This window comes from Streptomyces sp. NPDC004542 (assembly GCF_040610035.1).
Classification (GTDB): domain Bacteria; phylum Actinomycetota; class Actinomycetes; order Streptomycetales; family Streptomycetaceae; genus Streptomyces.
Map to the genome: position 1 here is coordinate 22,907 of NZ_JBEXLP010000050.1, position 19,140 is coordinate 42,046.

The 19,140-nt window shown below is 72.2% G+C and carries 13 protein-coding genes; 3 read left to right on the forward strand and 10 right to left on the reverse strand.

Annotated elements, in window-relative coordinates; all coding sequences use genetic code 11:
• The 10 genes from malQ to ABZX30_RS24860 are packed head-to-tail and all read right to left on the reverse strand — an operon-like array spanning position 1 to position 14,675.
• The gene (gene malQ / locus ABZX30_RS24815) at positions 1–2,049 is read right to left on the reverse strand and encodes a 4-alpha-glucanotransferase (RefSeq protein WP_355937040.1); all 2,049 of its coding nucleotides are present in this window, start codon (positions 2,047–2,049) and stop codon (positions 1–3) included.
• The gene (locus tag ABZX30_RS24820) at positions 2,046–5,078 is read right to left on the reverse strand and encodes an HAD hydrolase family protein (RefSeq protein ID WP_355937043.1); all 3,033 of its coding nucleotides are present in this window, start codon (positions 5,076–5,078) and stop codon (positions 2,046–2,048) included. Before ABZX30_RS24820 ends, malQ begins: the two co-directional genes overlap by 4 nt.
• An 11-nt stretch (positions 5,079–5,089) precedes the next feature.
• Entirely contained in the window at positions 5,090–6,040 is a 951-nt protein-coding gene (locus ABZX30_RS24825; protein ID WP_355937046.1) for a carbohydrate kinase family protein, read from the reverse strand.
• The gene (locus ABZX30_RS24830) at positions 6,037–7,143 is read right to left on the reverse strand and encodes a sugar phosphate nucleotidyltransferase (protein ID WP_355937049.1); all 1,107 of its coding nucleotides are present in this window, start codon (positions 7,141–7,143) and stop codon (positions 6,037–6,039) included. Before ABZX30_RS24830 ends, ABZX30_RS24825 begins: the two co-directional genes overlap by 4 nt.
• Positions 7,136–9,229: a glycogen/starch synthase gene (locus ABZX30_RS24835; protein ID WP_355937052.1), complete on the reverse strand. Its 2,094-nt coding sequence runs from the start codon at positions 9,227–9,229 to the stop codon at positions 7,136–7,138. The genes ABZX30_RS24830 and ABZX30_RS24835 overlap by 8 nt, the downstream gene beginning before the upstream one ends.
• Complete coding sequence (locus ABZX30_RS24840) at positions 9,226–10,689, reverse strand: hypothetical protein (RefSeq protein ID WP_355937054.1); 1,464 nt, start codon at positions 10,687–10,689, stop codon at positions 9,226–9,228. Before ABZX30_RS24840 ends, ABZX30_RS24835 begins: the two co-directional genes overlap by 4 nt.
• Positions 10,686–11,486, reverse strand: a complete 801-nt coding sequence (locus ABZX30_RS24845) for an ABC-2 family transporter protein (protein WP_355937057.1) — start codon at positions 11,484–11,486, stop codon at positions 10,686–10,688. Before ABZX30_RS24845 ends, ABZX30_RS24840 begins: the two co-directional genes overlap by 4 nt.
• The gene (locus ABZX30_RS24850; protein ID WP_355937060.1) at positions 11,483–12,343 is read right to left on the reverse strand and encodes an ABC-2 family transporter protein; all 861 of its coding nucleotides are present in this window, start codon (positions 12,341–12,343) and stop codon (positions 11,483–11,485) included. The genes ABZX30_RS24845 and ABZX30_RS24850 overlap by 4 nt, the downstream gene beginning before the upstream one ends.
• Entirely contained in the window at positions 12,340–13,386 is a 1,047-nt protein-coding gene (locus ABZX30_RS24855) for an ATP-binding cassette domain-containing protein (protein WP_355937063.1), read from the reverse strand. The genes ABZX30_RS24850 and ABZX30_RS24855 overlap by 4 nt, the downstream gene beginning before the upstream one ends.
• Complete coding sequence (locus ABZX30_RS24860; protein ID WP_355937066.1) at positions 13,383–14,675, reverse strand: aminotransferase class III-fold pyridoxal phosphate-dependent enzyme; 1,293 nt, start codon at positions 14,673–14,675, stop codon at positions 13,383–13,385. Before ABZX30_RS24860 ends, ABZX30_RS24855 begins: the two co-directional genes overlap by 4 nt.
• 244 nt (positions 14,676–14,919) lie before the next feature.
• Here ABZX30_RS24860 and ABZX30_RS24865 point away from each other — a divergent pair, with 244 nt between their 5' ends.
• From ABZX30_RS24865 to ABZX30_RS24875, 3 genes are all read left to right on the forward strand, one after another.
• Positions 14,920–15,987 (forward strand): glucose-1-phosphate thymidylyltransferase, encoded by a 1,068-nt coding sequence (locus ABZX30_RS24865; RefSeq protein WP_355937068.1) that lies wholly within the window; start codon positions 14,920–14,922, stop codon positions 15,985–15,987.
• Positions 15,984–16,961 carry a dTDP-glucose 4,6-dehydratase gene (rfbB, locus tag ABZX30_RS24870; RefSeq protein ID WP_355937071.1) on the forward strand — a complete coding sequence of 326 codons (978 nt, stop codon included), beginning with the start codon at positions 15,984–15,986 and terminating at the stop codon, positions 16,959–16,961. Before ABZX30_RS24865 ends, rfbB begins: the two co-directional genes overlap by 4 nt.
• Before the next feature lie 408 nt (positions 16,962–17,369).
• Positions 17,370–19,073 carry a carbohydrate-binding module family 20 domain-containing protein gene (locus ABZX30_RS24875; protein WP_355937073.1) on the forward strand — a complete coding sequence of 568 codons (1,704 nt, stop codon included), beginning with the start codon at positions 17,370–17,372 and terminating at the stop codon, positions 19,071–19,073.
• The last annotated feature ends 67 nt before the right edge of the window (positions 19,074–19,140 follow it).

Here is a 19,140-nt window from a genome sequence, read left to right on the forward strand (position 1 = left end):
TCAAGTGTTCTCACGGTGCTGCCGGAGGTCCGCGAACACCCGGGACAGAGCGGCCACGAGGGGCCGTCCGGGAAGGTCCTCCAGCGGTACGGGACGGCCCTGGCCGTCGCTCACGGGCAGCCGCCAGTTGGGGTGCACCGTGGACGTGCCGGGAATGTTCTGGGGTCTGCGGTCGCCGGTCGCGTCCGGCAGCCAGACGCCGAGCAGACGAGCCGGGGTACGGCCCAGGAAGCGGTGCAGGGCGACGACGTCACCGTCCGGGTCGGGCAGCAGCCCGAGCCGCTCCAGTTCCGCCAGCCAGGCGTCGCGCTCGGCCGCGGCCTCGGCCTGCTCCTCCGCTTCCGGACGCGTGAGCAGGCCCAGGCGGGCCCGCAGGCCGACATGCTCGCCGCTGAGCCAGGCCGCGGTCGTCGGCAGGTCGTGCGTGGTCAGTGTGGCGAGGCAGTCGCGCCGCCACTGATCGGGCGGCAGCGGACCGTGTCGTCCTTCCGAGCCCCCGAGGTACTCGAACCGCTGCACGGCCGTGCCGAGGATCCCCCGCTCGTCGAGTGCCCTGCGCACGCCTGCCTCGACCGTGCCGAGGTCCTCGCCGATCACGGCGGCCCCGGCGCGGTGCGCCTCCAGCATCAGCACGCCCAGCATGGCCTCGGCGTCGTAACGGACGTACGTGCCCTCGGACGGCGGCCGGCCCTCGGGCACCCACCACAGCCGGAACAGGCCCATCACATGGTCGATGCGCAGCGCGCCCGCGTGCCGCAGCCCTGCCCGCAGCAGCCCGGCCCACGGCCGGTAGCCGGACGCGGCGAGCCCGTCCGGACGCCACGGCGGCTGCCCCCAGTTCTGACCGTGCGGGTTGAAGTCGTCCGGCGGCGCGCCGACGCTCATCCCCCCGGCCAGGCAGTCCTGGAGCGCCCAGGTGTCGGCGCCCTCCGGAGCCACCCCGACCGCCAGGTCGTGGATGAGGCCGATCCCCATGCCGGCGTCGGTGGCCGCCGCCTGCGCCGCGGCCAGCTGCTCGTCGGTGACCCACGCGAGCCAGCGGTGGAAGCCCACCTCGGCGGCGAGCTCCTCGCGGGCGCGGGCCACGGCGGGCGAACGCGGATCCCGCAACCCGGCGGGCCAGGAACGCCACGCCCCGCCGTGCACGCCGGCCAGCGCGGACCAGGTGGCGAAGTCCGTCAGGTCGCTGCCCTCACGCGCGGTGAACTCCGCGAACGCGGCGGCCCGCCCGGGCGACAGCGGCACCTCGTGCACCGCCCGCAGCGCCTCGTGCTTGAGGAGGCGCACCGTCTCCCGGTCGATGAGCGCCTCGCCGCGCAGCACGGCCTCGTTCAGGGCCCGTGCCCGGGTCACGCACCGGTCGGCGTTACGGCGTGCCTCACCCGTGAGGTACGCGTACTCCGGGATCGCCTCCACCCTGAGGTGCATGGGATCCGGATACCGGCGCGAACCGGGCCGGTACGGCGACGGGTCCGGCAGCGGACCGGGCTCCACGGCGTGCAGCGGGCCGAGTTGCACGAAGTCCGCCCCGAGCGCGCGGGACGACCAGGACGCCAGTTCCGCCAGGTCACCCAGATCGCCCATGCCCCAGGAGCGGCGCGAGAGCACCGAGTACAACTGGACCAGGAACCCCCAGTGCCGTGCGGCCGGCACGGGCAGCCGTTCCGGCACGACCAGCAGCGGTGCGGACTCGCTCCGCCCCGGCACGCTCACGTGCAGGGTGTGCCGGCCGGCCGGCAGGGAGCCGGACAGGGCGGCGGTGCCCCCTCCCTCCAGTTCCGCCTCGGCCGTGGCGTTCCCGGGCAGGCCGAGCGAGGGCACGGCGCCCCCGCGCACGACGACGCACTCGGGCAGCAGCCTGGCCGCCGCACGCTCGCGGTGGGCAGCGAGAGCGGCGCGGGCCGCCGCGTCGGTGGCCGCGTCCACCCCGCACGCGGCGAGCACGGCCACGAGGGTGTCCGGGGCCACCGCCACCCGCCGCCCCCGGTCGGTGGTGTAGGCGGTGGCTGTCCCGTGGGCGCGGGCCAGCTCGCGCAGGACCTCGGTCATGACCCCTGCTCCGGGGCGCCGAAGAGGCGTTCCAGGACGACAGCGACGCCGTCCTCGTCGTTTCCGGGCGCGATCTCGTCGGCCATCGCCCGCAGCGCCGGGTGGGCGTTGCCCACGGCCACGCCGTGCCCGGCCCAGGCCAGCAGCGGTATGTCGTTGGGCATGTCGCCGAACGCGACGGTCCCGGCCGCGTCGCAGCCGAGGAGCCGCGCCGCCCGCTCCACCCCGGCCGCCTTGGTGGTGCCCGGCGGCAGTACCTCCACCATTCCCCGCACCGAATGCACCACGGTGACCCGGTCACCGCACAACCTCCGTGCCACGGACTCGACTTCCTCCTCCGGCACGCTCGGGTGGTGCAGGACCAGCTTGTCGATGGGGTCCGTCCACAGCAGGCCGCGGTCGGTCGTGACGTCCCAGCCGTGGCGGACCCGTTCACCGAACCCGGGGGTGACCTTGAAGCGGCTTTCCGGCGGTGCCGTCACGACGCCCAGCTCCAGGGGCCCCAGGGCCGCCTCGACGCGTTCCACCACCTCGCGTGCGACGTCGAGGTCGAGCGAGGCCGAGGTGAGCAGCCGGTCGGCGCCCGCGTCGTAGAGCTGGGCGCCCTGCCCGCACACGGCCAGCCCGCGGTAGCCGAGCGCCGCCAGGTACTGCCGGCAGGCCGCGGCGGGCCTCCCGGTGACCACGAGATGGCGTGCTCCGGCCTCGGCCGCCCTGGCGAGGGCGCGCAGGGTGCGGTCGGAGACGGTCTGGTCGCTGCGCAGCAGGGTGCCGTCGAGATCGGTCGCCACCAGCCGGAAGGGCGGCGGGCCGGCGGGGTCCTCGTAGCGGAGGGTGTCCCAGGTGACCCGCCCCGAGTCGAGGGTCAGCATGACCAGCAGGTGCCGTCCGACGGGAGGTCCGGGCAGTACGCCCCGGAAGACGCCCTCCCCGGACGGTGTCAGGGGCATCAGCGCCACGCCGCTGTCCGCGGGCACGGCCTCGTCGGAGGCCACGGCCTCCGCGCGGGACTCCAGGCCCGCCCGGGAGGCACCGGTACCACCGGTGGCGGGCACCGCCAGTTCCACGTGCCGCGCGTGCGGGTGGCGGTACTCGAGGTGCCGGCGGCCCGACGGATCCCGGAGCACCTCGTACCGCCCGCGCACCCGCTCGGCCCAGTCGCCCCGGACAGCCGCCCGCGCCGTCTCGGCGCACCGGTCGAAGTCGGCCCGCGCGTAAGCGGCCTCGAAGAGACGTTCGTACGCCTCCTCGTCCAGCGGCGCGCAGCGTCCGTAGGCCTCCGTGTCCCCCAGGAGCGCCGCGGACCGGGCGATGGGTCCGCGGTGCCGGACCCAGGCGGCGGCGGGCAGGGCGTCGAACCAGCCGTACCGGACCGCGTCCTCGGCCGGGAAGGGCCTGGGGCGGCCGCGCAGCAGGTCCTCGAAGGCCGCCAGGCGCCGGTCCGCGCTCCGCGCCCAGGTGAACTCGCGTGCGGTGATCCGGGAGTTGGCCGACAGCCGGGCGTAGTCCGCGGGGGCCGCGCGCCGTAGTGCCGCGGCCTGGCGTATGCGCTCGGCGAGTTTCTCGGCGAGGGCCGGGTCGTCGTCGCGGAACGAGCCGGGCAGCGAGAACCCGGTCGCCCGCGGATCGTGCGCGGGCAGCGCGTGACCGAAGTGCGCCGTGACGCTCTGCGCGGTGGCGATCGGTACCGCGCCGCACGCCATCGCCTCGGCCTGGGCTATGAGAAAGCCGTCGAGCTCGAACTTCGAGGGGAAGACGCAGAAGTCGGCACACGCGGCCTGCTCGAACAGGGTGTCCTCGTCGGCCAGGCGCCATTCCAGGTGGACCCGGCCCGGGTACCGGTCGGCGACGCTCTGGAAGTACGCGTTGCCGACGGGCGCCGCCTGTCCGCCCCCGCTGGTGGCGAAGCGCAGGACGAACGCCGCCTCCGTACCGCTCGCCAGGACGTCCTCGACAGCGCGGACCAGCTCCAACTGCCCCTTGTGGTGCACCGCGTAGCGGGCGGCGTGGTAGAAGACGGGCAGCCGGGCATCGAGGCCAAGGGATCGCAGGACCGCCTCGCGGTCCACGGCGCGCGGGTCCCGCGCGAGCCAGCTGTCGGATATCCCGCAGCCTCCCGTGAAGAGCTTGTGCGCCTGCTCGCGCAGCATGCGGGACACCGGCAGGGCCCGGAACAGGTCTTCGAACGGGGTGTCGCGGAAGGTGCTGTAGTAGTCCCGCTGGCCCGGCGAGACGAAGTCGACCAGATCGGCGTACGTCAGGACCAGCGGCAGGTGGGCGACGTGGTCCGGGCCGTACTCGACGTGCATCCGGGTGCCGGCGAGAACCCGCGCCATGGTCGCCTGCGGGCTGTCCTCCTCGGGCGGCGGATCCTCGAGCGCGTCCAGGTCCGCGCGCACGCCGAACATCTCGAGCAGCCGTTCCACCTGCGGGCGGTACACCTTCTGCGTGACGGGCGCGTTGGCCGCGACCGTGCTCACGGTCCGCAGGGCCGGGTCACCGGCGAACAGGGGCGGCAGGAGGTAGTGGTAGTACGGCTCGAAGCCGTGCACCACCGCCTGCTCGCCCCGCTCGTCCCTCAGCTGCCGTTGGATGAAGTGCGCTCCCGCGACCTGGAACACCAGCGGCTTGAAGTGGGCGAGATCCCTGCCCTCGGTGCCGGGCGGCGGATACAGCCGGTCGGGGAGCAGATCCAGGAAGGCGTCGGAGAGGAAGTACACGTCCACGCCGTCCGTCCGCAGCCGGTGGGCCCGGGTGGTCAGCTCCAGCGTGATCTCGGCCGGGTGGTCCGGCCACGTCTTGGGGTCCAGCACCAGCGGGACGCGGTGCTCGTGGACGTAGGGGAGGTCCTCGATCGGATGGTCGCGCCGCAGCGTGTCGAGGAGGCCGTGTGCGGGGGTGACCAGCGAGACGCGGTGACCGCGTGCTGCGTACTCCCGCGACAGGTTCCACACCAGCGGGGACAGTCCGCCGCGCATCAGGCGGTTGTCGAACCCGCCGCACTCGAAGGCGAAGTGGATGATGTGCATGCGCCCGCGCCTCACCAGTCCACCGCGGCCCGCGCACGGGCCGCGCGCAGACCCGGCAGGTCGATGAACTCGGTGTGGGTGCCGGCGCTCCCGCACACGAACGCCCCGGCCACCGAACCGCTCAGCACGCAGTCCTCCAGCGCGCGGCCCTCGAACCAGGAGTGCAGGAACGCGGTGACGAAGGCGTCCCCCGCGCCGTTGCTGTCCACCACCGGACGCTCGGGGCGTACGGCGCGGAAGTGGCGGATCGTGTCGTCCCCGCGCTCGAGCAGGTAGCAGCCGTCGGCGCCGTCGGTCGCGACCACGAACCGGGCCCGCCCCTCGTCGATGACGGTCCGCAGCACGGTGTGCAGCCGGTCGGGGACGGCCGCGGCGCTCAGGAAGACGTAGTCGGAGTCGAGGGCGTAGCGGCGGTGGTGCGGGTTGCGGCCGTCCCAGTCGTGCAGGTCGGTGGAGCTGGTCACGCCGAGGCGGTGGATGTCCTCGTACATGTCCTGGTTGTGACCGGTGATCGACAGATGGACATGCGCGGACCGCTGCAGGAAGGGCAGGTAGAAGTCGCGTGGCAGCCGGAGGTCGGCGGGGTGGCGGCCGTCGTAGAAGGAGAAGCGGCGGCCCTCGGGGTCCACGAGGTTCGCCGAACGCGGCGTGCCGTGCGGCGAGACGAGGTGGCTGAAGTCGAGGCCGTGACGGGCGTAGTGCTCCAGCACCATCCGGCCCTGGGGGTCGTCGCCGAGGAAGTCGATGAACTTGGTGCGCAGGCCGAGTGCGTGCCAGCCCAGGGCCACGCCGTTGCCGGTGTGCCCGACGTAGTCCCGCAGCGGCTCGACGAAAACCGAGTCGCCCGGCGGCACGCGCAGTTCGTCCACGCGCACGATGGTGTCCACGCCGACCCCGCCGACCACGAGGACGTCGTAGTCGCTCGGCCGCCGTTCGCTGTGGGGGGGTTCGCGCAGGGTCATGAGCTCACTCCTTCGGCAACGTGCTGAATGTGTCCGTCCTCCAGGACGACCGCCCCGTCGACGTCGGCGTCGGGCGGTATCACCGCGCCGGGCAGCACCACGCTGCGCCGCACCCGGGCGCCCGCGCCGACCCGGACCCCGGGGAAGAGCACGCTGTCCTCCACGAGCCCGGCGTTGACGAGGTCCGACGGGATCACCGACGTGCGCACTCCGGGGGCGTCCCGGACCCAGCGCCGCGCGGTCCCCGGCCGCACCGTCCGGGGCATCCGCTCGACGGGCAGGGGGGCGCGTGGCCCCGAGGCGAGGGCCAGGTGCGCCCGGTGGTAGCGCTCGACGGTGCCGATGTCCTCCCAGTGGCCGTGCACCTCGTGGCCGCGGATGTGCTCTCCGGCCGCGAGCATCGCGGGGATCACGTCGCGGCTGATGTCGTGCTGCCAGTCGCTGCCGTCCAGCTGGGTCAGATACCGGCGCAGCACGGTGGCGTCGAAGACGCAGAAGGCGGCGAAGACCAGGTCGGAGGTGGGGTTCTCGGGCTTCTCCGTGAACTCGGTGAGCCGGCCGCCGCCGTCGAAGCGGACCATGCCGAACAGGTGCACCCAGCGCGTGTCGATGCGCTGGTAGGCGATGGTCAGCGCCGCGCCCGAGGCCCGGTGCGCCTCGACCAGTGGACCGTAGTCGTACCGGTAGACGTGGTCGGCGTGGAGGACGAGGACGTCCTCGGTGCCCTCGGTGAAGACGTACTCGGCCTTGCGGATCAGCGCGTCGGCCGTGCCCCGTTCCAGCGGCCAGGTGCGCCGCGGCAGCTCGGCGGGCGGCTCCCGGTCGCGGTAGGCGGCGTCGTAGGGCCCGAAGTGCACCCGGAAGCCAGGTCCGGTGTTCCACTCCCGGTGCAGGTCGTCCATCAGCAGCCGCTCCTCGTACTGGGAGAGGAGCAGCACCTGACCCAGGCCCGATGCGCGGGCGTTGGCCAGGCTGAAGTCGATGAGCCGGCAGGTGCCCCCGTACGGGACCAGCGGCTTGAGCCGCCCCGCGCCGAGCGGGCCCATCCGGCGTCCCTCACCGCCCGCGAGCAGCACCGCCCGCACCGTGCGCAGATCAGCCATGACGCACCTCGTCCCAGGTCACCCGACCGGAGGACAGGGTGAGCAGCAGCCGGCCTTCGGCGCCCGGAGCTTCGCCCACGAACACGCCGGGCGCCGTGCGTTCCAGGGTGTGTACGTCGGGCAGGGCCCGGTCCGGGCCGCGCCGCGCCTCGACGACCTCCACCCGTTCGGCGTGCGGGAGCCGGTACTCCAGACGCCCGTCGGGGAGGATGCGGGAACGGTCGCGCAGCCGGGCGGTCTCCGCCGCGGGCACCGCCCCGGGGAGCCGTGCGAGCACCCGCTCGCACGCGGCGAAGTCGGCCCGCTGCCACGCGGCACGGAAGATCCTCAGCGCCGCGTCAGGGTCGAGCGGGGCGCGGCGCTCGTAGGCCTCGATGTCACCGTGCTCGATCGCGGCGCAGGTGGTGACCAGATCGTCCGTGAGCAGGTCGAACCAGCCGTGACGGAGCGCCAGTTCGGTGGACAGGACGGCGGGCCGGCCCTCCCACAGCCGGGTGAACGCCGCCAGGTGCAGGTCGGCGCAGTGGTCCCAGGTGAAGACCCGGGCGACGGCCGCGGCGCGCTCGGACAGCGTCCGGTAGCGGCTGGGATCCTCCGACCACAGCGCCGCCGCCTGCCGGATGCGCTCCGCGAGCGCGGCGGTGAGCAGTTCGTCGTCCTCCGCGAAGGAACGATTCACCGCGAAACCGGTGGTCGTCTCCGGGCCGTCGGCGTGCCGGAAGTGCTCCATACCGCGCTGGTCGGTGGCGATCGGTACCGCTCCCACGGCCATGGCCTCGCCCTGGGCGATCAGGAAGGTGTCCATCTCGAACTTGGAGGGGAACAGGGCGAAGTCGGAGGCGGCCGCGAAGGAGAAGACGCGCGCCTCCTCGACACGCTCCCACTCGAAGTGCAGCCGGCCCGGATGGCGGGCGGCCACCTCGTGGAAGAACGGGTCGTCGATGCCGTTGCCGGAGATGCAGCGGATGACGAAGTTGGCCTCCAGCCCCTCGCCCAGCACCCGGTCCACGGCCCGCATCAGCTCGATCTGGCCCTTGTGGTGGACGGCGTAGCGGGCGTTGTGGAAGAAGGTCGGCAGCGCGGGGTCGAGACCGAGGCCGCCGAGCACCTCCGCCCGGTCCACGCCGGCGGGATCCCAGACCAGCCACCGGTCGGAGATGGCACAGCCGCCGACGAACATCTTGTGGGCGTTGCGGCGTACCACGCCGGCGATGGGCAGCCGCCGGAAGAGCGGTTCGAACGGTGTGTCCCGGAAGCCCGCATAGAAGTCCAGCTGGCCGGGCGACAGGAAGTCGATCAGGTCGGCGTGTTCGGCGGTCAGCTCGTAGATCGCGACGTGGTCCGGCGGATAGGTGTAGTGCAGGTGCGTGCGCTGCTGGTACTGCACGACCGCCGCGGGCACCTCGGGCTCGGGATCGGGGCCGGGCAGCTTGACGTCCGCGCCGAGCAGCTCGAAGAGACGCTCCACCTCCGGCGCGTACACCTTCTTGGCGATCGGCATGTTGCTCTGCACGTTGCTGACCACCAGCTTCGTCGGGTCGTCGCGCAGGGCGCCCGGCAGCAGGTAGTGGTAGTACGGCTCGTGCGCGTGGACGATCGCCTTCTCACCGTCGAACCAGGCGCGCAGAAACCGCACACTGTCCACCTGGAACACCAGCGGCTTGAAGAACACCAGGTCCCGGCCCTTGGCGGAGTAGGGCGGGTAGAAGGTGTCCGGCAGCCGGTCCAGGTACTCGTTGGCGAGGAAGTACAGGTCCACGCCCTCCAGGCGGATGCGGTGGGCCGTGGTGCGCAGCGGCAGATCCACCCGCTCCGGGAAGCCCTGCCACACCCGGGGGTCGAGGACCACCGGCAGTGTGTAGGTGTCCTCGTAGGGCAGGTCCTCCACCTCGTAGCGCTGCCGCAGGTCGTCGAGCCGTCCGTGGGCCGGGGTGACGATGGAGACCCGGTGACCCCGGGCGGCGAAGGTCTTCGACAGGTTCCACAGGTACACGGACGTGCCGCCCTGCAGGAAGGTGTGGTCGAATCCGCAGCACTCGAAGTACGTCTCGATGATGTGCATCCGGAACGCGTTCACGACGGTCATGTCCTCGCGTAGGTCGTCGGGGCGGGGGAGGCCAGCGCGAGCGCGTGGCGCAGGTCGATCGCGGCGTGGTACGGGCGGGCGTGGTCGTGGTTGTAGCCCAGCTCGTGCAGGAGCCGGCGCAGGTACAGCAGCCGCCGCAGCGGACTGCCGGAGGCGGGGCCGAGCAGCAGCCGCAGCACCCGCTCGCGCCAGATGCCGGCGGTGTGGAAGACGCTGTGCAGCACGGCCCGCTGAGCGGGCGGCAGGCCGGGCGCGCCGTCCAGGGAGCCGTTCATGGTCTCGGCCGAGTCGATCCCCAGGCGACGGGCGCTCTCGAAGGCGGCCTCGTCGGCGGTGAAGTACTCCAGGGCGCGCTGCACGGCGACGAGGTCCTGCAGGGGCGACTGGGCCGCGTAGCCGGGGTCGTCCGGGGACAGGGCGGGCGTCGACAGGTCGATGACGCTCATGCGCCAGGCACCGACGGCCGCGTCGGAGTACAGCAGGTGCGACAGGTGCAGGTCGCCGTGACAGGGGCCGGCCCCGACGGTCGTCGTCCGGTCGGTGAACTCGATCTCCAGTGCGCTGAGTTCGGCTGCGAGGGCGTCGAAGGCCGCGTTCCGGGCCTCCCGGGGCAGGGGGGCGTCGGCCCGGGCCAGTTCGGCCAGCCGTGCCGAGGACCGCGCCAGGGCGTCGGCCACGGGGTAGCCGGTGGCGGGGGCGCCCAGGCGCGCCGACAGGTCACGGTGGAAGGCGCGCAGGAAACGCCCGGCGGTGCGCAGCCCCGCCTCCAGCGGCAGCAGATGGGAGCGTACGAGCTGCTCCGGCGCGGTGCCGTCGGTGAGCCGCGGCCACAGTGAGCGCAGGTTCTCGCGCAGCGGAGCGTCGATGCCGCGGCCCGGTACATGGCGGTAGAGCACGCCCACGGGGTGCCGGGTCCCGTGGACGGGGTCCGTGTAGGTGTAGTCCCCGGTCCACTCGGGTGTGTGTCCGGTGCCGCTCATGAGCCGCAGCAGCTCGGGTTCGTGGACCGCCCCGGTCAGGCGGCGGTAGGTCTTGTGGATGTAAGGGGAGCCGTCCACCTCCACCAGGGACAGGGAGTTGGAGGACCAGCCCTGGTCGAAGGGCAGCGACCGCACCTGCCCGGCCGGCGCCGAGGGTGCCCGGCGGAAGTCCACGTACCCACCGCGCGTGGTGCGCAGCCGTGCGCCGGTGAGCACACGGCGCACGGCCGCGAGTCCGTGCGCTCCTTCGCCGCGGGCCTCGGTCACGGCGCCCGACGGCTCCCCGCGGACGGGGACGAACATCCGCTCGCCCGAGGCGGGACCGCCGACGGCCGCCACGACCAGCAGCAGGTCGCCGGCGCCCAGCTCGGCATGGTCGGCCACTTCGTAGCGGTGGGCGGCGCGGAGGTCGCGCGGCATCCAGGACGCGGTGCGCAGCAGGGGCTCGAGGTGTTCGTCGCGGATCACGTGTGAGCTCAACTCCCGGTCATTTCATAGGCGTTGATGCCGCGCCGCCAGACGGTCAGGGCGAGGGCGAGGGCGCCGGCCGTCACGACCGGCAGCCAGACCACCAGCCCCGTGGCGCCGGTCAGCAGGTAGACGCACGGCACGTACGAGGTGAAGGCGAAGGGAAGCACCCAGGTCAGCAGGGCGCGCAGCGAGGGGTGGTAGATGTCCAGCGGATAGCCGGCGAACTCGGACACCTGGTTCGCCGCGTACATGGACGGCAGGCTGGTCACGGTCCAGAAGGACAGCGAGGCGAACAGCAGCTTCACCGAGGTGTGGATCAGGGCGCCGCACAGCACGAGCAACGGGGCGACGAGCCACTGCAGCGGGGTGAGGCCGAGGCCGAGCTCACTGCCGGACCAGCCCACCAGGACGGCGCCCACGGCCAGTTCGCCCAATCCGTCGGGGTGGAAGAAGCGTTCGGACAGCAGGGAGAAGAGCGGGTTCACGGGGCGGATCAGGTAGCGGTAGAACTCGCCGCGCTGGACCAGTTTGCGGCCCAGCTCCCACAGTTGGTCGGTGAACAGGTGGTCCAGGCCGCGGGGCAGCAGCGAGAAGCCGAGCAGGAACAGCACCTCGTCATAGGTCCAGCCGCCCACTGCGGGCACCTGCCGGAAGACCAGGCCCACCACGGCCGTCTGCAGGCCCACGCGGACCAGGAAGGCCCCCGCCCCGAGGGCGAAGTCCACGCGGTACGCGCTCAGCCGGTGCAGCCCGACCCCGCCGAGGAAGAAGGCGAGCCGCACATGGCGCCACACCGTGCCGGTCATCCGCCGAGCACCTCCAGACGGCTCAGCGCGGCCCGCCACAGGAGGCCGGTGAGCAGCGTCAGACCGGCCACCCAGCCGATCTGGCGGGCCAGCACGTCCGCCGCGCCGGCCACCCCGCAGTAGCGGCCGAGCAGCAGCGTGAGAGGCCCGTCGACCATGCCCCGGAAGGGCAGCGCGTCGGCCAGGGCCGCGAGCGGCCGCGGCATCAGCGCGAGGGGCACCAGCTGTCCGGCGAAGAAGGCGACCACGCTCTGCTTCACCATGCGCACCCCCCAGGTGTTCGTGGTGACGAAGCCCGTCATCCCCGCCAGCAGGTTCACGAGGAAGGCGAGCAGGACGGAGAGCGCGGTGGACACCAGGAACAGCAGCGCGTCCAGGGGGCGCGGCACGGTGAGCGGCACGATCAGCGCGAACAGGCCGAGTACCGGTACGCCGACCAGGACGGCGTTGGCCGCGACCACCGGGAGGCAGGCGAAGAACCGCACCACCGGGTAGCTGACGGGCCGGACCAGCATGACGGCGACGTCACCGCGGTAGACCTCGGCGGCGACCTCGTCGTCCACCCGGTTGGCGTGCAGGATCTGCAGCACCTGCGCCACCAGCAGGTAGGTGGTGATGCTCTGGGACGTGAAGCCGCCCGGACCGCCGCCGGGCGGGGCGCCCGCGTACACGGCCCGCCACAGGAAGACGGTGACCGCCGCGCCGGCGGCGGCCGTGATCCCGGTGGTGACGAACGTCGAACGGTACTGGAGCAGGGACTGCAGTCCCCCGGTGGCGAACGGCAGATAGTGCCGGGCACGCGCGGACCGGGGGAGGGGAGCGCGGTGCTCCCGCGTCCGGTGGAGCGGGCCGCTCATGACGCACGCTCCCGGCGCGGGCCGGGCAGCTCGGCCGGGACCGTCTCGCGGTGCCCGCCCCCGTAGATCCTCCGCAGGACGTCCTCCAGATCGGGTTCGGGCGCGTAGCAGTCCGCCAGGTCGAAGCGTTCGAGCAGGAAGGTGAGCACCTGCCGGGAGGTGAAGCGGTCGGCCGGGTAGTCGACCCTGATCCGGCCGTCCTCGGCCGACGAGGCGCTCACCCCGGGCAGCCCGCCCTCGATCTCCGCGCAGGCGCGCCCGGTGTCCGGGCCGCCCCGGTGGTCGAACACGACGGACCGCCGGTCGGCGGTGCGCAGCAGGTCCCGGATGCTGCCCTGGTGCACCACCCGTCCCCGGTCCACGACCAGCGCGCTGTCGCAGATGGCGGCGATGTCGGTGATGTCGTGGCTGGTGAGCAGGACGGTCGTGCCCAGCTCCTCGTGGACCCGGTTGACCAGGTGCCGTACCGCGTCCTTGAGCACCATGTCGAGACCGATGGTCGGCTCGTCCCAGAAGACGACCGCCGGGTCGTGCAGCAGACTCGCCGCGATCTCGGCCCGCATCCGCTGCCCCAGGCTCAGCTGGCGCACGGGCGTGGTGCCGAGGGCGTCGATGTCCAGCAGCTCCCGGTACAGGGCGAGATTACGGTGGTACACCGGATCGGGGATGTCGTAGACACGGCGCAGGATGCGGAACGAGTCCGGCACCGACAGGTCCCACCACAGCTGGCTGCGCTGGCCGAACACCACCCCGATGCCCCGGGCGTTGGCCTGCCGGTGCCGGTAGGGCTCGATGCCGCGGACCAGACAGCGCCCGCCGGTGGGCGTCATGATGCCGGTGAGCATCTTGATCGTGGTGGACTTGCCCGCTCCGTTGGCACCGATGTACGCCGTCTTCGAGCCGGCCGGGATGGTGAAGGACACGCCGTCGACCGCGCGGACGATCCGGTGCTCGCGGGTGAAGAGGGTGGCGAGGCTGCCCACCAGGCCCGGTTTGCGCTCGGTGAGCCGGAACTCCTTGACGAGGTTCTCCGCGACGATCACGACAGGACCTGCTCCAGAGCCTGTTCGAGGAGTCCGACGCCCTCGTCGAGGAGGGGCTCGTCGAGGGTGAAGGGGGGTGCCAGGCGCAGGATGTGACCGCCGAGGGCCACTCGCAGCCCCAGATCGAGGGCGGTGGCGTACACGGACCGCGCGAGGTGCGGCGCGGGGGTACGGCTCTGCCGGTCGGTGACGAACTCCAGCCCGTACAGCAGCCCCAGGCCGCGCACGTCCCCGAGGTTCTCGAAGCGGGAGGGGAGGGCGGACAGCCGCTCGTGCAGCAGTTCGCCCAGGACGCGCACGCGCTCGACGAGGCGGTCGCGCTCGATGACCTCCAGGGTGGCCCGGGCGGCCGCGATGCCGAGCGGGTTGCCCGCGTACGTCGACGCGTAGGCGCCGGCCCCGCCGGCCGCCGGATGGTGCAGCAGCTCCGCCCGTCCCGCCAGGACCGCGAAGGGGAATCCGCTGGCCAGGCCCTTCGACAGGGTGACCAGGTCGGGCTCGATGCCGAACTGCTCGCTCGCCAGGAACGTCCCCGTCCGGCCGCCCCCGGTCAGCACCTCGTCGGCCACGAGCAGCACCCCGTTGGACCGGCAGGCGTCGGCGATCTGCTCCCAGTAGCCCGGGGGCGGCACGACGACGCCGGCGGCACCGAGGACGGGTTCGAAGACCAGCGCCGAGACGTTCGGCTTGGCGGCGATGTGCTTGCGCACGAGGGAGGCGCACCGCAGCCCGCAGGAGGGGTGGGTGAGCTCCAGCGGGCAGCGGTAGCAGTAGGCCGAGTACCCGAGGACGCTGTTGCCGGCGAAGGCCTGGTGGCCGACGTCCCAGTGCACGAGCATCCGCGCGCCCATCGTCTTGCCGTGGAAGCCCCCGCGCAGGGCGCCGACCCGGTTGCGGCCCGGCTCGGCCGTCGCCTGCACCACGCGCAACGCGGCCTCGACGACCTCCGCGCCGGTGGAGAACAGGGCGTAGGTGTTCAGCTGTTCGGGCAGCAGCCGGGCCAGCAGTTCCAGCAGCGCGGCACGATCGGGTGTCGCCGAATCGTGCACGTTCCACAGGCGCCGTGCCTGCCCGGTCAGCGCCTCCACGACCTCCGGGTGCCCGTGTCCCAGGGACTGGGTCAGGGTGCCCGCCGCGAAGTCCAGGTACTGGTTGCCGTCGAGGTCCGTGAGGACCGGGCCGTGCCCCTCGGCGAAGACCCGGCGCCCGACGGCCGCCTCCTCGGAGGCGCCCGGAGCCAGGTGCCGAGCCTCCCGCTCCAGCTGTTCCCGCTGGTGCCGAGCTGTCATTGCTGCCCACCCCCTTCCGTGCGAACTGCTGTGCCTGGCAACGCCGTTGCGTGATGCCGAGCAGGAGTCAAACACCAACCTCCCGGTGTATGCAAGAAGTTGCTGAAAATTGCGGAACGTGCTTGCGTGGCTCGTGCGGCTTCTGCTTGAGTCGGGAGAGTTCCACCGGTGACCCCGCGAGTTCGCGCAAGGAGACATCCGTGAGACCACAGACCCAGCCACTTCCGCGACATCGGTGGCCGACATGAAAGCCCTGGTCCTGGCGGGTGGCACCGGCAGCAGACTGCGGCCGTTCACCCACACACGTGCCAAGCAGCTCCTCCCCGTCGCCAACCGGCCGGTGGTGCACTACGCACTGCGGGCGATCGCCGACGCCGGCATCGAGGAGGTGGGCGTGGTGGTCGGCCACCACGGCGACGACATCCGTCGCGAGGTCGGGGACGGATCCGCCTTCGGGCTGCGCCTGACCTACCTGCACCAGTCCCGGCCCCTCGGACTCGCCCACGCGGTGGCGGTCGCCCGGGACTTCCTGGCGGACGACGACTTCCTGCTGTACCTCGGGGACAACCACCTTCAGGACGGCGTGACGGGGTTCGTCCGGCGCGCCGCCGCGCACCGCGACGCCGCCCGGCTGCTGCTCACCCCGGTGCCCGACCCCGGCGCGTTCGGCGTCGCGGAGGTCGATGACGAAGGGATGGTGCGGCGGCTGGAGGAGAAACCGGAGCGGCCCCGCAGCGACCTCGCCCTGGTCGGTGTCTACGCCTTCACCCCCGCCGTGCACGAGGCGGTGCGCGCCATCCGTCCCTCGGGGCGGGGCGAGCTGGAGATCACCCACGCGGTGCAGTGGCTGATCGACCGCGGTCTGCGGGTGCGGGCGGAGACGACCACCCGGCCGTGGCACGACACCGGCAGCGTGGACGCCCTGCTGGAGGCGAACCGGCACGTCCTGGACCGGATGGAAGGACGCGTCGACGGCAAGGTCGACCCGCACAGTGTCCTCGTGGGCAGGGTCCGCATCGCGGAGGGCGCCGTGGTCAGGGGGTCACGGATCGTCGGCCCCGTGGTGGTCGGAGCCGGCGCCGTCATCAGCAACTCCAGCGTCGGCCCCTACACCGCCATCGCCGAGGACTGCCGGATCGAGGACAGCACGATCGAGTTCTCGGTGCTCCTCCAGGGCGCGTGCGTGGAGGGCGCCCCGCGCATCGAGCGGTCGCTCATCGGCCGCGAAGCGGTCGTGGCCGCGGCGCCCCGTTCTCCCCAGGCCCACCGTCTTGTCATCGGCGACCACAGCAAGGTGCAGCTCACCCCATGACGTCAAGCATCCTCGTCACCGGCGGAGCCGGCTTCATCGGATCCGCCTACGTCCGCGCGCTGCTCGGCCCGTCGGGTCCACCCGGCGTCGCGGTCACGGTCCTCGACAAGCTCACCTACGCGGGCAGCCTCGCCCGCCTCGACCCGGTACGCGGCCACCCCGGCCTGACCTTCGTGCACGGTGACGTCTGTGACGCCGCGACGGTGCGGCGGCTGGCGGCCGGGCACGACGAGATCGTCCACTTCGCGGCGGAGTCGCACGTGGACCGCTCCATCGAGGACGGCTCCGGGTTCACCCTCACCAACGTGGTGGGCACCCAGACGCTGCTGGACGCGGCACTGCGGCACGGGGTCCGGACGTTCGTCCAGATCTCGACCGACGAGGTCTACGGCTCGGTACCCGAGGGCGCCGCACGGGAGGAGGACCCACTCAGGCCCAGCTCGCCGTACGCGGCGTCGAAGGCCGCGGCCGACCTCGTCGCGCTGGCCCACCACCACACCCATGGCCTGGACGTCCGGGTGACCCGGTGCTCCAACAACTTCGGCCCCTACCAGCATCCGGAGAAGGCCGTTCCGCGCTTCGTGGCCACCCTGCTCACCGGCGGGGACCTGCCGGTGTACGGCGACGGGAGGCAGGTGCGCGACTGGCTGCACGTGGACGATCACGTCAGTGCGGTGGAGCTGGTGCGCACGGCGGGAAGGCCGGGCCAGACGTACAACATCGGCGGCGGCACCTCCCTGACCAATCTGGAACTCGTCCACCGCCTGCTGCGGTGGTGCGGCGCCGGCCCGGAACGGGTCCGGCACGTCGCGGACCGCAAGGGCCACGACCGCCGTTACGCGGTGGACCACGGAAAGATCACCGCGGAACTGGGATACCGGCCGCGGGCCGACTTCGAGTCGGCGCTCGCCGCCACGGTGGACTGGTACCGCACCCACTGGTCGTGGTGGCAGCCGTTGCTGGCGTCCGTCTGACGGCGGCGGGCCCCGTCCGGGGTGACCGCGACGGCCCTGCCAGGGGGCTCCGCACGGCCCGGCTCCGCACCCGGTCGGGGTGCGCACGGCAGCCGGGACCGCGCGGCACTCCGGCTTGCTCGGCCGGGCGCGTCGGGGCCGCGCTCCACGCGAACCCCTCGACCGGGGGCCGGAGTTGGTTGAAGGTAACACCGATGAAACCTTTGCGAAAGGGCTTGCACGGATCACGTTCGACCACGGCCTGCTGATCTGCTTCTTTTCCAGGAAGGGTTGACCTGCGGCAAGCGGCGCCGTACGGTCTCGACCGCAATTTCTTGCAGAAAGAACCATCGAACGGCCCTCCTGGCATGGCGCGTTGTCAATCGAGGCCGGTCTCCGGTACCACCCCCACTTCACACTGGAGCAATCATGGCCAGAAAGACCGTGGCCGCTGCACTCGCCGTCCTGGCGGGAGCCGCTGTGGCCGTCACGGCACCGACGCCGGCGCAGGCCAGTGCGCCCGGCGGCAAGGACGTCACCGCGGTGATGTTCGAATGGAACTTCAGCTCCGTCGCCAAGGCCTGCACGGACGAGCTGGGTCCCGACGGGTACGGGTACGTCCAGGTCTCCCCGCCGAACGAGCACATCCAGGGCTCCTCCTGGTGGACGGCCTACCAGCCCGTCAGCTACAAGATCGGCACCAAGCTGGGCGACCGCTCGGCCTTCAAGAGCATGGTCGACACCTGTCACGCGGCAGGCGTCAAGGTGGTCGCCGACAGCGTGATCAACCACATGGCGAACGCCTCCGGCACCGGCACGGCCGGGTCGTCCTTCAGCAAGTACAACTACCCCGGCACCTACTCGGCCGCCGACATGGACGACTGCACCTCGCCCATCACCAACTACGCCGACCGCTGGAACGTCCAGCACTGCGAGATGGGAGGCCTCCCGGACCTCGACACCGGCGAGGAGTACGTCCGCAAGACCATCGCCGGCTACCTGAACGACCTGCTCTCCCTCGGCGTCGACGGCTTCCGCGTCGACGCCGCCAAGCACATCGCCGAGGAAGACCTCGCCAACATCAAGTCCCGCCTGACCAACCCGGGCGTGTACTGGAAGCAGGAGACCATCGGGGCCTCCGGCGAGGCGGTCCAGCCGCCCGAGTTCTACAACACCGGCGACGTCCAGGAGTTCCACTACGCCTACGACCTCAAGCGGGTCTTCAACAACGAGAAGCTCGCCGAGCTGAAGAACTTCGGCGAGGCCTGGGGCTACGTCTCCAGCGGCAAGGCGTCCGTCTTCGTCACCAACCACGACACCGAACGCAACGGAGGAACCCTCACCTACAAGGACGGCGCCAACTACACGCTCGCGCACGTCTTCATGCTGGCCTGGCCCTACGGCTCGCCCGACGTGCACTCCGGCTACGAGTTCAGCAACACCGATGCCGGCGGCCCGAACAACGGGCAGGTGAACGCCTGCTACACCGACGGCTGGAAGTGCCAGCACGCCTGGCGCGAGATCGCGAGCATGGTCAAGTTCCGCAACACGGCCGCCGGCACGGCGGTGACCAGCTGGTGGGACAACGGCAACAACCAGATCGCCTTCGGCCGCGGTGACAAGGCGTACGTCGCCATCAACCACGAGGGCTCCTCGCTGACCCGCACGTTCCAGACCTCCCTGCCCGCCGGCAGCTACTGCGACGTGCAGAGCGGCAAGGGCGTGACGGTGAACTCGTCCGGTCAGTTCACGGCCACCCTCGGCGCCAACACCGCGCTCGCCCTGCACGTCGGGGCGAAGGACTGCGGCACCACCACCCCCCCGACCGATCCCACACCCACCACCGGAGCCTCCTTCAACGTCAACGCCACCACCCAGTGGGGCGAGAACATCTACGTCGTCGGCAGCAACTCCGCCCTCGGCAACTGGAACACCTCCAACGCCCTCAAGCTGGACCCGGCGAGCTACCCCGTCTGGAAGCTTGACGTGTCCCTGCCCGCAGGTACCTCGTTCGAGTACAAGTACATCCGCAAGGACGCGGCCGGCAACGTCACCTGGGAGAGCGGCTCCAACCGCTCGGCCACCGTTGGGTCCAGCGGTGTCGTCACGCTGAACGACACCTGGCGCAGCTGACCGCCGTTCCCGGCGACGCACTCCGATCACCGGCCAACGGTGATCGCGGGCAAGGACCGCCCGGCCC

Coding starts and splice junctions, on each gene's coding strand:
- ABZX30_RS24860 (WP_355937066.1), bottom strand. CDS start 14,675: ATGACAGCTCGGCACCAGCGGGAACAGCTGGAGCGGGAGGCTCGGCAC.
- rfbB (WP_355937071.1), top strand. CDS start 15,984: ATGACGTCAAGCATCCTCGTCACCGGCGGAGCCGGCTTCATCGGATCC.
- ABZX30_RS24845 (WP_355937057.1), bottom strand. CDS start 11,486: ATGACCGGCACGGTGTGGCGCCATGTGCGGCTCGCCTTCTTCCTCGGC.
- ABZX30_RS24830 (WP_355937049.1), bottom strand. CDS start 7,143: ATGGCTGATCTGCGCACGGTGCGGGCGGTGCTGCTCGCGGGCGGTGAG.
- ABZX30_RS24835 (WP_355937052.1), bottom strand. CDS start 9,229: ATGACCGTCGTGAACGCGTTCCGGATGCACATCATCGAGACGTACTTC.
- ABZX30_RS24825 (WP_355937046.1), bottom strand. CDS start 6,040: ATGACCCTGCGCGAACCCCCCCACAGCGAACGGCGGCCGAGCGACTAC.
- ABZX30_RS24850 (WP_355937060.1), bottom strand. CDS start 12,343: ATGAGCGGCCCGCTCCACCGGACGCGGGAGCACCGCGCTCCCCTCCCC.
- ABZX30_RS24865 (WP_355937068.1), top strand. CDS start 14,920: ATGAAAGCCCTGGTCCTGGCGGGTGGCACCGGCAGCAGACTGCGGCCG.
- ABZX30_RS24820 (WP_355937043.1), bottom strand. CDS start 5,078: ATGCACATCATCCACTTCGCCTTCGAGTGCGGCGGGTTCGACAACCGC.
- malQ (WP_355937040.1), bottom strand. CDS start 2,049: ATGACCGAGGTCCTGCGCGAGCTGGCCCGCGCCCACGGGACAGCCACC.
- ABZX30_RS24875 (WP_355937073.1), top strand. CDS start 17,370: ATGGCCAGAAAGACCGTGGCCGCTGCACTCGCCGTCCTGGCGGGAGCC.